A 13952-nucleotide genomic window follows, 5' to 3' on the forward strand; every position below is an offset into this window, starting at 1 on the left:
TCATCATTTTTCTTTTGGTTCTAAATTAGCCGATGCATTTTTGTTCCTACCATGTTACGATAAAATTGAAAATGAGAATCATTATCAAAGGAAAGTGAATAGGAGAGAACTTTTGTGAAAAAACGAACTGGATTTCTTTTGATTTCTTTATCCATCCTTATGATCTTTACAGCCGCCTGCGGCAGCACTTCAAATAAACAATCTGCAGCAAAAAAGAATGACATGATCACCTATCAGGATGCCAAAGGTGAAGTGAAGCTACCGAAAAATCCGAAACGAATAGTGCTTCTTGCAGAAAGCTATTACGGGGACCTCGTCACGCTCGGCAAGACGCCGGTTGCTACAACTTCACCCATCTTTAAAAACCCTTTTTATAAAGGGAAAACAGATGGAGTGGAAAATCTCGGAAGGACCCCATCAGTCGAAAAGGTAGCCGCTTTGAAGCCAGATATGATTATTGCATGGGGAGAAGACGAGAAGTTTGATCAATACAAAAAAATCGCCCCAACTGTAGCGGTTAAATACAACCAATATTCCTTCAAAGACCAGTTAAAAGAATTCGGTAAAATGACAGGTACACCAAAAAAAGCAACAGAATGGATCACGAAATGGGATACCAAAATTGCTGAGGTGAAACCAAAGGTAACAAAAGCGGTCGGCAGCAAAACGGTTTCGATCGTATCGCCATTTGATAAAGGTATTTATATTTTTGGAAACACCTTCGGCCGCGGGGGCGAAATCATTTATGACGAGCTGAAATTAAAAGCACCGAAGGCCGTCAAAAAAGAAGCGATCGACAGCGGTGTCGGCTATGCAAACATTTCTCTTGAGAAGCTGCCAGAATTCGCAGGCGACTATATTTTCACAGGTCCATGGAGCGGCTCAAAAAGTAATGGTGACCAAGTATATCAAAGCAGCATTTGGACATCACTTCCTGCCGTCAAAAATAAACGTGTATTTGAAATAGATCCCGTCGGTTACTTCTTTAATGACCCAGTGTCACTAGAAGGTCAGCTAGAGTTCATTGTGGACCGATTGACATCTGCATCATAAAAAAACGTTTCTCCAGAGATGGAGAAACGTCTTCCTTATCCTAATCCTATACCGTTTCTTTGGCAAATCCTTTTGACATAAGTGGATAAAGCAAAATACCCACTAAGAATAGACCGATTCCAAGACCAAAAGTTTTCAAGTCGGCTGTTCCTGAAATAATGACCCAAGCTGAATATCCCATCGCAACAAGTGCAATGATACCGTCTCTTGTTCGATTTCCTTTTTGAAGCTCATATGTGTCACCTTGCATGATGACCTTAAAGCTGTAGATGGAAGACACAATATACGGAATAAGATACGCAAGTGTCGCTGATGTGGTTAAAAAGGTAAAAGCTTCATTAATCGTACGTGACATCACAGAGAAGATAAACAGCTGTGACATAATATTTGTAACAGTCAAAGCGAAAGCAGGGCTTCCTTTTTTGTTTGTTTTTGCAAATACTGCTGGAAAATCACCAGCCTTTGCTGCTTGATACGGTACTTCTGAACCAAGTAAAATCCAGCCAAGCATCGAACCAAACAAACAAATAATCGCCAGCAGTGCCATGACAATTCCGCCAGCTGGCCCAATAATAAGCTGAAGCACATCCACGAATGGTTTGTCAGAGCCTTGCAATTGATCATGCGGCAGAACGCCCATTGTAATCAATGTGATAATCATGTAGATCGAAAGTGCGATTAAAAGACCTGTAATCGTCGCACGTTTCACATCACGCTGTGAGGATGCTCTTCCTGATAAAATGACAGCTGATTCAATCCCAATAAATGCCCATAGTGTGGAAATAGCCGCATGATGAATTTGGCCACCAAGTCCGAGCACTCCTTTTCCGCCTGTTTCAACTGGGAAGTAATAATGTTCAAATAATGCCGTTTGAAATGCAAATAATCCCGCCACAATAAAAAGGACGAATCCAAGCACCTTCGAAAAGGTCGTAATAAAATTCAATTTACTTGCAGCACTTAAGCTAGTGATTAAAATGGTATGTGTTCCCCATAGAAGAAGGGTACATACGATAAACGTCATGAGCTGGCCAAGTGTGACCGCTTCTTTTCCAAAGGTAAAAACTTCAGTCTTCACGGTGAGAATAGGGAAAAAAGTCGTCAAATAACCAGCAAGGCTTGTAATAATTGCGACATTACTAATCCAGCTTGCCACCCAATATCCCCAAACCATTGTAAAACCGGCCGCTTTCCCTTTTTTCGGATCTTTAAAAAGCGCCCTTGCATAACTCTGTGGTCCAGCCGTCAGCTGCGGCTTATGAATGGACAAATGCCCAAATACAAGCGCAATCATCAGCACACCGCCGCCTGTGACAAGCCATGCCATCGTCACACCTAAAGGACTGGCGTGCTGGGCAAGCGTACTTGGCAGCATAAAAATGCCTGAACCTACCATATTTCCGACGACAAAAGCCGTCAATAACCAAAAACCCCATTTTTTTGTCTGTTCCATTTCCGTACCTCCGTTTTATTCACTTTGGACCAGACCCGGCAGTATCTTCATTGATATATTTGTGAAGCAATGACTTGCATTCTTTATGTTCATCATGGATTACTTATTCACAGCATACCCTTATTTTTGTTACTCAGAACATAAAAAAAAGCCTGAACAAAAGTCCATGCTTTTCAAAACATACACCTTGATCTCCGGATAGCCCTCCACGCTTCAAAGACGTGGCAGTCCTGCATTTATTCAATGCAGACCCAGCATAAAGAAAGTTGGAGCTCTCTTTACACTTCGGCGCTGATGCCTTTTTTCTCATGATCTACGATTCCATCTCTCCTATGAGTGACTCATCATCCGCGCAACCTCTACCTCACTGAGACATAGCGTGAGGATTTCTATTCATTTTTACTACACGAAGGTTATCAAACATTCTCACATCTGTCAAAGGGAAAAACATAGAAAAAAGGCAGAGAACGGTTTCTCTGCCCTTTACCTGCTTATTGTTGGTTGTTTTTCTTCTTTTGTACAGCTTCCTGAAGCGGATCGCCTGCTAGCTCTTTACTTGCTTCCTCTAACAGCTGATCTACCTGCTGATGGTTTTTCTCACTTTTCGCCTTTTTATCCTTTTGGAAAAATGACATCGCTGTTTCCTCCCTTTTCATATAATGCGGTTGCCTGTTTAATTTGCGCTACAGCGCTCAGCATTATACAAGGGAAGAGGCTCAATCATCATGAAAGGTCTGTCTCATTTTTTGCAAGTACGACAGAAAGGTTTTTAAATCATCCTTTGTGAAGTCTGACATCATATGCTGAATCACTTTTCCGAAAAGACGTGTATGCTTTTCATAAATCGCCATCCCTTTTTCCGTGACTTCTAAACGAACAAGTGATGAATCGTCCTTGTCCCGTTCTCTTTGAATATAACCCTGCTCACATAATTTATTGAGTGCAATAGAGGCTGCACCAGGGTTTAAAGAGAGTCTTTGCTTCAGCTCTTCGGCATGTGATACTTTGCCTTGTATCAAAATAGAAAGAGCATATATCTGCGGGGGCGTGATGTCTTTCTCTAACTCAAGTAACTTGCGGTTTAATTTACGGCTGACTTCATAATGTACAAGAACAATTTCTTTTAAAATGTCTGCATTACCCATCCGAATCGCATCCTTATCGTTAGTATCAACATGACTTCTCCCTTATTATAGAATGTTTTTCCATTCAGCCAACCATTTTGGCCTCTTTTTCTTTAGAAATAAGCCTTGCTGAATAAATCCACCCTTGATATAGTGAGTACTTGAACTAAAGATAGAACAGGAGTACGCATCATGACAGGAAAAACACACATCATGGGCGGAGTTGCCGCCTCTACAGCCGTTGCCTACTATTATGGATTAGACCCAGTGACGATGGCTGTTGCTGGATCAGTTGGTGCCCTGATCCCTGATCTTTGCCATACAAAAAGTAAAATCGGCAGAAAATTCCCGCTGCTCTCGGCACTGATCAGCAGTGTATTCGGTCATCGCACGTTTACACACAGTTTATTATTTTTGCTGATCATTTATTTTCTAGCGACAACATACATTCCAAATGACAGCCTAAGTATCGGTTTACTAGTCGGGATGGCAAGTCATCTCATCCTGGATGCAGGAACAGTGAACGGGATTAAATTTTTATTTCCAGCTTCCATTAAAGTGCGTCTTCCCTTCTATGTCAAAACAGGCAGCACAGGAGAACAAGTCGTACTAGCTGCTCTTACCGTCGTTACCTGCTATTACATCGCCATCATCTGCGGCATATCCATCCCATTCTAATGAATTAAAAAGAGTTTTTCCGAAAAACACAGGATATGAATTGATCATTCCTCATTTTTTTAGTAGGTTTAAGATAAGTGTTTTTGCCTTGCAGCTGAATACAGAATGATGAGGAGCTACATAAATGAAAGCGTTCTTCAAAAATCACTGGTTTTTAGTGTATTCCATCCTCTTCATGTGGATGAAAACATACATCATATATCAATTCGGATTTCACATAAGAACGGCCAATCTGTTTCATGAATGGCTGCTTTTGATCAATCCACTTAGCTTTTTGCTCCCTTTGTTTGGGATTGCTCTTTTTTTAAATGAAAAGAAGCAAAAGATTTTTTTATTGACCGCAAATTTTATTTTGACGGCGATTCTCATAGCGAATACGATCTTTTATGGATTTTATATTGATTTCATTACGATCCCTGTATTATTCCAAGCGAAAAACATGGGGGATATGGGCAGCAGTATGACAGAATTGTTCCACCCGCTGTTTTTGCTGATGCTCATTGATTTCGTGGTACTGGCATGGCTGTTAAAACGTAAACCTTTAGCGCCAAAAGCCTCCTTCAAGACGATCAAAACATATTATGCCGTGTGCTGCAGCTTTCTATTGTTTCATGTCAGTTCAGCCATGATGGATCACCCTCGTTTTCTGACAAGCTCTTATGATCGAGAAGTGATTGTACGAAACCTTGGGCTGTTCCAGTTCCACCTGTATGACGGCGCTGCCCAAACAGCGCGAATTGGACAAAAAGCCTTTGCAGATGAAGATACACTTTCAACCGTAGCTAACTACACAAAGGCTGATTACAGTGCACCAAACGAAGAGTACTTTGGACTTGCTAAAGGCAAGAACGTTGTGTTCATTTCACTCGAATCAACCCAGCAATTTGTCGTTGATCAAAAGGTGAATGGACAATACATCACCCCCTTTTTAAATCAACTCGCTAAAAAGAGTTTTTATTTTGATGAATTTTATCAGCAGACTGAGCAAGGAAAGACGTCGGATTCAGAGTTTATTGTCGCAAATTCCCTCTATCCATCTAGCAGCGGCGCTGTCTTTTTCACAGCGAGTGACAACGAATACGACACGTTATACAAGCAGTTGAAAAAAAAGAACTATCAATCCGTCCAATTTCATGCGAATAATAAAACGTTTTGGAATCGTGATGTGATGTATGAATCGTTTGGGATTGACCGCTTTTATGATGTCGATTCGTATCAAGTCAATGAACAGAATTCAACTGGCTGGGGCTTAAAGGATATCGACTTCTTTGACCAATCCATTGATTATTTAAAAAAGTTGAAGGCACCTTATTACAGCACATTCATTACCTTGACCAATCACTTTCCATTTGAAATCGATCCAAACGATCAATTGATTGATGAATATGATTCGTCCAGCGCCATTTTAAACCGCTATGTGACGACCGTCCGCTATCAGGATGAAGCCATTAAGACATTTTTTGAACGTATGAAAGAAGAAGGACTGTATGACAATACAATGTTTGTTCTCATGGGGGATCACTATGGCATCTCCGAGGCACATCATCAGGCAATGGCAGAGCTGCTCAATAAAGATGAAATCACACCGTTTGATGCTGTGAAATTGCAGCGGGTTCCCTTTTTGATTTACATTCCGGGAGTCACAGATCAAGCACCGCAGACAATTTCTGAAACAGCTGGGCAAATCGACGTGAAGCCGACACTCCTGCACTTACTCGGTATTGAAACGAAGGATGCCATTCAATTTGGCAATGACTTATTTTCAAACGAACGGACGCCTTTTGCTGTTTTGAGAAACGGGAACTTTATTACAGATGATTATCTCTATACAAAGAACACCTGCTATGATCAAAAAACAAAAGAGCCTGTTGAACAGGATGAGGTGTGTCAGCCTTATATCGAAAAAGCCAATAAAGAGCTTTCCTTATCAGACAAAGTGATTAATGGGAATTTGCTCCGTTTTTATCAGCATTAAAAGTCGCCTTCTGGCGGCTTTTTCTTTTCTCTTTTTACTGAAAGCCTATGAATGGTCAAATAAGTTTGCTTATAATAAAGGATACAGATGATATTGAATAATAAGAGGTGTGAACATGAAGTATGCGTTCTTCGCCTTCATCGCCATCTGTTTGCTCCTGAGCGGGTGTCAAACAGAGATGAAGTCATCGGATACAACCAAAAAAACTGAGCTTGTCATTTCAGCTGCGGCAAGTCTTCAGGATGCACTAAAGGAAATTGAATCTACTTATAATGATGAGCATCCGAATGTGATATTAACAAATAATTTCGGGTCATCCGGCGCATTAAAGCAGCAAATTGCGCAAGGGGCAAAGGCCGATCTCTTTTTCTCTGCAGCTGAAGCGCCCTTTGATGAGCTTGTGAAATCTGGAGACATCGATCAACATTTTATCAAGGATGCTATCCAAAATGAGCTTGTACTCATTGTGCCAAAAGATCACTCTTCCTCTATTAAAAGCTTTCAAGACGTCGAGCACATAAAAGGAAAGGTTGCTCTTGGCACACCTGAATCCGTTCCCGCTGGTACATACGGCAAAGAGATTTTCACAAAGCTGAACATCTGGGATCAAGTGAAAAAGAACGCTGTGTACGGCAAGGATGTACGGCAGGTTTTAAGCTACGTAGAAACAGGAAATGTGGAAGCAGGTGTTGTGTATAAGACAGATGCCCTCGTTTCCAAAAAAGTAAAGATTGCAGCTGAAGCCAATCAGGACATGCATTCCCCGATCATTTACCCAGTAGGGATCGTAAAAGGGACAGAACAGTTAGAGGAAGCCAAGTCCTTTTTTCAATTTCTTCAATCAAAAGCAGCCAAATCCATTTTTAAAAAGTACGGCTTTCAAGTGACATAATGCCCATGCTCACTGAAGAATTCCTTTCTCCCATCTGGCTGTCCGTGCAAGTTGCCGTTGTGAGCGGGCTGCTGGCAACAGTTTTTGGTACAATGATTGGCTATTGGATGGCGCGAACTTCATTTAAGGGGAAAATGATCGTAGAAACGCTTTTGATGATGCCGCTTGTCCTTCCGCCAACAGTTGTAGGGTTTTTATTGCTCGTCATATTCGGAAGGCATAGCTTGATCGGAGGCGTGATTGAATGGATCTTCCACCAACCTGTCATTTTTACATGGTGGGCGGCAGTTATTGCATCGACGGTTGTGGCATTCCCCCTTATGTATCAATCTGCAAAAGCTGGATTTTCTACGATTGAGTCAGATATTGAAGGGGCTGCAAAAGTAGATGGTGCTCATTCATTCCAAGTCTTTGCCTATATAACAGTACCACTTGCCCTGCCTTCTCTATTGTCAGGCAGCGTCCTCAGCTTTGCTAGAGCCCTTGGAGAATTCGGGGCGACCTTAATGTTTGCCGGCAACATCCCAGGAAAAACGCAAACACTCCCAACCGCTATCTATGTGGCAATTGATTCTGGACGAATGGAGCTTGCTTGGGCTTGGACGATTTGTATTGTGATCCTATCTTTTATCATGCTCTTGGCTGTGCGCCGAAGCAGTACGTAAAAAATCCTCTTTCTCATATAAGAAAGAGGATTTTATTATTTATTCAAACCCAACCGTCATCGTCTCTGGATTTGAGCCGACGCGTTCGTTATTGTTTAATGCATCGATTTTTTCCATGTCTTCTTTGGAAAGCTCGAAGTCAAAGATGTCTGCATTTTGTTTAATGCGTTCTTCATTGATTGATTTTGGAATTGTCACGACACCGCTTTGCAGATCCCAGCGCAAGATGACTTGAGCAACAGATTTGTTGTAGCGTGCAGCAATGTCTTTCAATACGTCATGATCTAATAGCTTCCCTTGCATCAACGGAGACCATGCCTCAATCTGAATGCCTTTTTCCTTTGCATATTGACGCAGTTCAACAAGTGTCAGTTTCGGATGAAATTCCACTTGGTTCACAGCTGGAACAACCTCAGCATCTTTTAACAGCTCTTCTAAATGCTGAATGTAGAAATTGCTGACTCCAATGGCTCTGACTTTCCCATCTTTATAAAGCTTCTCAAGTGCGCGCCATGTGTCTTTAAATGTATCTGCATTTGGTCCAGGCCAATGAATCAAATAGAGGTCTAAGTAATCAAGACCTAATCGGTTTAAGCTTGCGTCAAATGCTTCAAGCGCTTTTTCATAGCCTTGATCTGTGTTCCATACTTTAGATGTGATAAATAAGTCTTCTCGTTTCACGCCAGATTCTTTAATCGCTTTTCCTACGCCTGTCTCATTTTTATAAACAGCTGCCGTATCAATGCTGCGATATCCGTTTCGTATGGCTGCTTTTACGGCATCTACCACTTGATTGCCGTCCTCCACTTTGAATACACCTAAACCAAACCAAGGCATTTCGACTCCGTTATTCAATGTTACGGTATCATTCAAGCTTTTGACCATTTTAACAACCACCTTTTTTATAGATTCCATCTCTTTCATTATCTCATGTTGTGTTTCAAAACTCTATTATCAGGCGTTTCTCTTCGCTTCGACGGCTAAGAGCAGTGCACCTGTCATGCCAGCCTTGTCCTCAAGCCCGGGGGAGACAATGTATGTATCAAGCGGCGGCATATCCACATAATCATTGACATAAGCAGCCAGCTTCTCTCGAATGAGTGGGAATAGCTGCTTTTGCTTCATGACGCCTCCGCCCATGATGATGCGCTCTGGGCTTAAAATGAGTGAGTACTGCATAAGCGCCTGCGCTAAATAATCCGCTTCAAGTGCCCAAACCGCTTCTTCCTGCGTAAGCTCTTTGGCGGGTTTTCCCCACCTTTTCTCAATCGCTGGTCCAGCTGCCAGCCCTTCTAAGCAATTTCCATGTGCCGGACAGACACCTGCAAACGGATCTGATTCATCCTGTCTGATAAGGATATGTCCCATCTCAGGATGTGAATGGCCGTGTAGAAGCTCATTTTTCACAACAGCTCCCGCACCAATGCCTGTACCGACCGTGATATACAAACAGCTGCTTAGCCCTTTGGCTGCCCCTTTTGTTAATTCACCTAGTGCTGCGGCATTGACATCTGTTGTAAAGGATACTGGGACACCTAATTGCTTCTCAAGCTCGGGAATGAACGGATAATGCTTCCACTCCACTTTCGGCGTGTTCATAATATAACCGTATGAAGGATCATCCTTTTGAACACAAATGGGTCCAAAGGAGCCAACCCCTAATGCTGCAATGTCATGCTGCTTAAAAAATGGAATAAGCTGCTGTATTGTTTTCTCTGGGTGCTCTGTCGGAATCGTCATTTCCTCTAAGATGTCTCCATGCTCATTGCCGATTGCACAACAAAATTTTGTACCCCCAGCTTCAATCGCTCCATAATACGCCATCATTGATCTCCCCTCTGCTCGTTCTCTTTCTTCATCATAAAACACGAGGGAGAAGATGACAACATCACGTATTGGTGAGCAGAACAGCTTCCATGTCATTGATATACTCCCTTAAATGATGGGCAATATCACGATTGATCTCACCATCTTCATATAAGGTTTGAATTTCATTTCGAATCGACTGTACAGCTTGGAAGTTAAGCTCTTTTTTCTTCCGGTCAAATGAACGGTCTTTTTGCTGGAAGAAGCTTGGACCGTGTTCACAGCGGTAAATCACTTGGTTGTAAAAACCAATCACTTGGTGGCATGTTTGCTGGTTTTCATCTGTCATATGCTGTTTGATCGAGTCTACCGCAGCCTCAGCCGTTCTCTTACGGATTTGTTTGTACGCGTCCTCTTTTTCTAAAATACCGCTTGAAATGTGCTGATTCGGCCGCCATAATTGCAGCCATTGAAGCAAGCGGAGAAACTTCACCTTTGAAAAACGGATTTTGAAGGAGTTTGAATACAGCATTTCCAGCTCATGAAATCTCTCTTGCAGCTCATAGGCTTCTTCCTTGTCAATTTTCTCTTCATCAATTAATTGTTGAAGTTTCATCTGTTCTGCTTTGATGCCGTGCAGTCTGATTTTTCGCTCTTGTTTTCTCATCCCGAATTGGTATGGTTCACGCTGGATATTTCTCAGCTTCATTCGGTAATCATTGATGAGTGCAAGGGATACTTCCCTGTTGTCCTCATTCATCCCTTCTTTTAGCGTTTTAATCGCGCTTCTCAGCAGCTTCCGTTTCGCATGCTGAATCTTTGTATCCAAGTCCACGTCGACTTGTTTGTCTTTTTTCTCAGATAAAAGAGGCAGTAACACACTGGCTAAAATGAGTGTACATAAGATGACGCCTGCTGCGAGGAAGATAATCAAATGCCGCTCTGGAAATGGTGATCCGTCCGCGAGCGTAAATGGGATAGAGAAGGCACCGGCTAATGTCACAGCCCCGCGGACACCAGAGAATGTCATGAGCATCGAGGCGCGAAACTTCGGCTTTTTCACATTTTGCTTTTTTGTTGCACTCCATTTTCCTGCCCAGAACAGCCATACCCATAAGAACCGCAGCACCATGAGACATAGCGTAATAATTAAGATGTAGCCAATTACCTGCATGTTGTTAAAGGATTCATCTTGGAAAATGACTGTAGAAACATCCGGAATCTGCAATCCAAGTAAAACGAAAACAAGTCCGTTTAAAATAAATAAAATAATATTCCATGTGTTTGATGAAGCAATTTGCAGTTTGGCTAAATTCGCTTCCATTCGGTCTTGCTCAATGGCATGTGTCACACCGCCAGCCACAACGGCTAAAATTCCGGATACACCGATTTCTTCCGCTGCTAAATAAATCACAAATGGTGTAAGGATTTGCAGGATGATATGCATTGTGACATCGTCCATTCCTAAACGGCGGAGAAAATAGCGAAAACGAATGATAAAAAAGGATAGAATAAATCCAGTCAATAACCCGCCTGCTGCAATCAGTACAAAACTAAAGGATGCCTGAGCAATTGAAAATGCTCCCGTCACCGTTGCAGCAATGGCAAATTTAAAGGCGACAAGTCCTGAGGCATCGTTCATCAGCCCTTCGCCTTCCAGCAGTCTCATGATGCCCTTTGGCATATTCACACGGCTGGATAAAGCACTTACTGCCACCACATCTGTCGGTGATAAAATCGCTGCAAGCGCAAATGCGGCTGGAAGCGGTATGCTTGGAATCATCCAATGAATGGTATATCCCGCTACAATGACGGTCGCAAACACTAGACCAAGCGCTAAAAGAAGAATCGGTGCTCTTAATTTCCATAGCTCGTCCCTTGGGGTACGCTTCCCGTCATTAAATAACAGCGGCGCAATAAATAGAACGAAGAAGAGTTCAGGATTTAAAGAAATATGTAAACCTGAAGGAAAAGCTGCCACCAATATTCCTAAGCCCACTTGAATTAACGGAACGGGAATAAAGGGGACAAAACGATTGATAATATTAGATACTGCAATGAGTGCCAGTAGTACAAGCACTGCCAAAAAAATCTCCACTAGTACATGTCCCTCCTATGTATATTTTTCGTCAAGTTTTGCTTACATGCAAAGATGTGTTCATTTCATCCATCCGTCCGCTCAGAAGTGCTTTTTTAGTATTCCGCAAAAAGTGAAACCAACACATAACAATCCATCTAGGCAAAAAAAGGCTGAATCTAGATATTCAGCCAGCTGACAAAATTTTCATCATATGTATTGTTCAAATGATGAACAAAAGACCCTGCTTTTATTTTACACGAAAACTCCATCATCTGCTGATATTCAGCTCTTATTAAACACAAAAAAGAGCGGAATCGCCCTTTTTTCGTTTTACCCTTTATTTAAAAAATAAGACCTGGCGGGAAGACGCCATTTGAATAAGTAGGAACAAACTCTGCATACGACGAGGATGACAAACAGCAGATATAATGCAAGCTCTCCTTGCGCTAAGCCGAGTCCGACGAATAAGCCGCCAAGGGCTGCCCATACGGCGTAAATCTCTGCTTTTAGCACAAGCGGCTTCCGCCCTGCCAATAAATCACGCACAATTCCGCCGCCGCTTCCAGTCAAAATGGCTGCCACAATAACTGCACTGAGCGGGAGTTCTCTTTGCACAGCAAATAATGCGCCTTGAATCGCAAACGCTGCTAAACCGATCGCATCTGAGAAATTCCCCCATGTGCTCCAATGCTTGAGCAAAAGCTTTGGAAAAAGAAACACAATCGTAATGGATACAAGGGCAATCGTAAACATTTTGCCCTGTGACCATAAAGCAGACACCGGCAGACCAATTAATAGATTCCGAATCGCTCCACCGCCAAATGCTGTCACAATCCCTAAAATGTACACACCAAGAATATCGTACTCTTCCTCCATTGCCACAATCGCGCCACTAATAGCGAATGCGACAATGCCAATGATACTTAAGACTTCCCATGCCATTTTCCGCTTATCTCCTTACCTTTATCTGATCATCTAACACTACTCCCTTAATGTATATCTGACACAGGTGAAAAGCAATACAAATTTTCTTTAAATTTTATCTTTTTGCAAAAATAAAAAATAGCCCGCTTATAAGCAGGCTATCTCTTTCAATCTTCTTTTGCATTTAACAGCAGCATACTAATGATGATGAGAATAAATGCAATAAGGGCTAGTAGTGGAATGGTGATAAAACCAAACCAGTTCAAATAATCAACGGAACAAGGAATACCGCTCAAGCAAGGGCGAATCGATGCAAAGCCAGGTATCTTTTGTTCCATATAATGATAGATAGAAAAACAAGCGCCAATCACAGCCAAAGGCAGAACGTAATATTTCACTTTCACATCGCCTCTGAATGTCGCAATTCCAAGTAAAAGCACGAGCGGGTACATGAAAATGCGCTGAAACCAGCACATATCGCATGGGATAAACTTCTTTACTTCACTTAAATACAGGCTGCTCATCGTCGCAACAATAGAGACGATCCAAGCACTGTATAAGTAAACAAGCTTATTCTTCATGATTTTTTCCCTTTGAGCTCTTGATCAATTAATTCTTTGATTTCATCATAGTCATAAAAGTTTTCGACTTGTTTATTGTTAATGAAAAGAGTTGGTGTTGCATTCACTTTATATTGGTTCACAAGCTGATCGTCTGTGTTCAGCTGCGGCTGATATGTTTTCTTTGATAGGTTATCTTTAAGCTTGTCCGTATCTATTTTTGTTGTCTTTTTCGCTAGCTCTGTCAGCTTAGCAGGCGTGACCCATTCTGCTTCACTATCTGGCTGTGCTTGATAGACAGCTTCATGAAATGCCCAAAAGTTTTTCGGATCTTCTTTCCACACTTCTTCAGAAGCTAGTGCTGCCAGCACTGCGCCATCTCCATGAACAGGAAGTGGCAAGTTAATAAACGAAAATGATACATCGCCTTTATCTATGTAGTCCGCTTTCAGCTTTGGGAAAATGTCTGTTTCAAATGATTTACATGATGGACATTTATAATCCCCAAACTCGACGATTTGTACGGCTGCGTTTTTATCTCCCATGACAGGCTGTCCTTTAATAGAAGGCTTACTGTCAACCGTTTGTGCTTCTTTGCTGTTGTTATTTCCAATGACGACGAATAATCCGATGAGAAGAGCTGCGATAATGGTTAAAATGACAGCAAATTTAATGGATGATGATTGATTATTTTTTTTACTCACATAAGCACCTACCTTATCTTTTTCATTCCTTCAAAAGA

Annotated in this window: 14 protein-coding genes and 1 riboswitch; of the genes, 5 read left to right on the forward strand and 9 right to left on the reverse strand. The window is 41.9% G+C overall.

What is annotated here, in order from left to right; genetic code table 11:
* Positions 1-114 precede the first annotated feature (114 nt).
* Positions 115-1053 carry an iron-hydroxamate ABC transporter substrate-binding protein gene (locus MHH61_RS05275; protein WP_125586089.1) on the forward strand — a complete coding sequence of 313 codons (939 nt, stop codon included), beginning with the start codon at positions 115-117 and terminating at the stop codon, positions 1051-1053.
* A 46-nt stretch (positions 1054-1099) separates the two neighbouring features.
* Here MHH61_RS05275 and MHH61_RS05280 read toward each other — a convergent pair whose 3' ends face one another.
* The 3 genes from MHH61_RS05280 to MHH61_RS05290 all read right to left on the reverse strand — a co-directional run bounded on the left by MHH61_RS05280 (position 1100) and on the right by MHH61_RS05290 (position 3651).
* Entirely contained in the window at positions 1100-2506 is a 1407-nt protein-coding gene (locus tag MHH61_RS05280; RefSeq protein ID WP_125586087.1) for an amino acid permease, read from the reverse strand.
* Between the two features lie 191 nt (positions 2507-2697).
* Positions 2698-2876, reverse strand: a riboswitch (Lysine riboswitch).
* 121 nt (positions 2877-2997) lie between these two features.
* The gene (sspJ, locus tag MHH61_RS05285; RefSeq protein WP_024423454.1) at positions 2998-3141 is read right to left on the reverse strand and encodes a small acid-soluble spore protein SspJ; all 144 of its coding nucleotides are present in this window, start codon (positions 3139-3141) and stop codon (positions 2998-3000) included.
* Between the two features lie 81 nt (positions 3142-3222).
* Positions 3223-3651, reverse strand: a complete 429-nt coding sequence (locus MHH61_RS05290) for a MarR family winged helix-turn-helix transcriptional regulator (RefSeq protein ID WP_024423455.1) — start codon at positions 3649-3651, stop codon at positions 3223-3225.
* A 171-nt stretch (positions 3652-3822) separates the two neighbouring features.
* Here MHH61_RS05290 and MHH61_RS05295 point away from each other — a divergent pair, with 171 nt between their 5' ends.
* The 4 genes from MHH61_RS05295 to modB all read left to right on the forward strand — a co-directional run bounded on the left by MHH61_RS05295 (position 3823) and on the right by modB (position 7840).
* Positions 3823-4308: a metal-dependent hydrolase gene (locus MHH61_RS05295; RefSeq protein WP_125586085.1), complete on the forward strand. Its 486-nt coding sequence runs from the start codon at positions 3823-3825 to the stop codon at positions 4306-4308.
* A gap of 124 nt (positions 4309-4432) precedes the next feature.
* The gene (locus tag MHH61_RS05300) at positions 4433-6283 is read left to right on the forward strand and encodes an LTA synthase family protein (protein WP_024426040.1); all 1851 of its coding nucleotides are present in this window, start codon (positions 4433-4435) and stop codon (positions 6281-6283) included.
* Between the two features lie 115 nt (positions 6284-6398).
* Positions 6399-7175, forward strand: a complete 777-nt coding sequence (gene modA / locus MHH61_RS05305) for a molybdate ABC transporter substrate-binding protein (protein ID WP_125586083.1) — start codon at positions 6399-6401, stop codon at positions 7173-7175.
* A complete protein-coding gene (gene modB / locus MHH61_RS05310) occupies positions 7175-7840 on the forward strand; it encodes a molybdate ABC transporter permease subunit (RefSeq protein WP_125586081.1) in 666 nt (221 codons plus the stop codon). The genes modA and modB overlap by 1 nt, the downstream gene beginning before the upstream one ends.
* Before the next feature lie 39 nt (positions 7841-7879).
* Here the strand turns inward: modB and MHH61_RS05315 are convergent, their stop codons facing one another.
* From MHH61_RS05315 to MHH61_RS05340, 6 genes are all read right to left on the reverse strand, one after another.
* Entirely contained in the window at positions 7880-8725 is an 846-nt protein-coding gene (locus tag MHH61_RS05315; RefSeq protein ID WP_024423460.1) for an aldo/keto reductase, read from the reverse strand.
* Positions 8726-8794: 69 nt separating this feature from the next.
* Positions 8795-9664 carry an ROK family protein gene (locus MHH61_RS05320; RefSeq protein WP_103131839.1) on the reverse strand — a complete coding sequence of 290 codons (870 nt, stop codon included), beginning with the start codon at positions 9662-9664 and terminating at the stop codon, positions 8795-8797.
* A gap of 64 nt (positions 9665-9728) precedes the next feature.
* Entirely contained in the window at positions 9729-11744 is a 2016-nt protein-coding gene (locus MHH61_RS05325) for a Na+/H+ antiporter (protein WP_125586079.1), read from the reverse strand.
* Between the two features lie 312 nt (positions 11745-12056).
* Entirely contained in the window at positions 12057-12668 is a 612-nt protein-coding gene (locus MHH61_RS05330) for a trimeric intracellular cation channel family protein (RefSeq protein ID WP_024423463.1), read from the reverse strand.
* 149 nt (positions 12669-12817) lie between these two features.
* A complete protein-coding gene (locus tag MHH61_RS05335; protein ID WP_024423464.1) occupies positions 12818-13231 on the reverse strand; it encodes a disulfide oxidoreductase in 414 nt (137 codons plus the stop codon).
* A complete protein-coding gene (locus tag MHH61_RS05340) occupies positions 13228-13914 on the reverse strand; it encodes a DsbA family protein (RefSeq protein WP_044331353.1) in 687 nt (228 codons plus the stop codon). The genes MHH61_RS05335 and MHH61_RS05340 overlap by 4 nt, the downstream gene beginning before the upstream one ends.
* Positions 13915-13952 lie beyond the last annotated feature (38 nt).

Source organism: Bacillus sp. FSL K6-3154 (assembly GCF_040869395.1).
GTDB lineage: Bacteria > Bacillota > Bacilli > Bacillales > Bacillaceae > Bacillus > Bacillus safensis.

Excerpts from the sequence above, each read along its gene's own strand:
- MHH61_RS05315 (WP_024423460.1), bottom strand. The coding sequence starts at position 8,725 with ATGGTCAAAAGCTTGAATGATACCGTAACATTGAATAACGGAGTCGAA.
- MHH61_RS05300 (WP_024426040.1), top strand. The coding sequence starts at position 4,433 with ATGAAAGCGTTCTTCAAAAATCACTGGTTTTTAGTGTATTCCATCCTC.
- sspJ (WP_024423454.1), bottom strand. The coding sequence starts at position 3,141 with ATGTCATTTTTCCAAAAGGATAAAAAGGCGAAAAGTGAGAAAAACCAT.
- MHH61_RS05295 (WP_125586085.1), top strand. The coding sequence starts at position 3,823 with ATGACAGGAAAAACACACATCATGGGCGGAGTTGCCGCCTCTACAGCC.
- MHH61_RS05335 (WP_024423464.1), bottom strand. The coding sequence starts at position 13,231 with ATGAAGAATAAGCTTGTTTACTTATACAGTGCTTGGATCGTCTCTATT.
- modA (WP_125586083.1), top strand. The coding sequence starts at position 6,399 with ATGAAGTATGCGTTCTTCGCCTTCATCGCCATCTGTTTGCTCCTGAGC.
- MHH61_RS05330 (WP_024423463.1), bottom strand. The coding sequence starts at position 12,668 with ATGGCATGGGAAGTCTTAAGTATCATTGGCATTGTCGCATTCGCTATT.
- MHH61_RS05280 (WP_125586087.1), bottom strand. The coding sequence starts at position 2,506 with ATGGAACAGACAAAAAAATGGGGTTTTTGGTTATTGACGGCTTTTGTC.
- MHH61_RS05290 (WP_024423455.1), bottom strand. The coding sequence starts at position 3,651 with ATGGGTAATGCAGACATTTTAAAAGAAATTGTTCTTGTACATTATGAA.
- modB (WP_125586081.1), top strand. The coding sequence starts at position 7,175 with ATGCCCATGCTCACTGAAGAATTCCTTTCTCCCATCTGGCTGTCCGTG.
- MHH61_RS05320 (WP_103131839.1), bottom strand. The coding sequence starts at position 9,664 with ATGGCGTATTATGGAGCGATTGAAGCTGGGGGTACAAAATTTTGTTGT.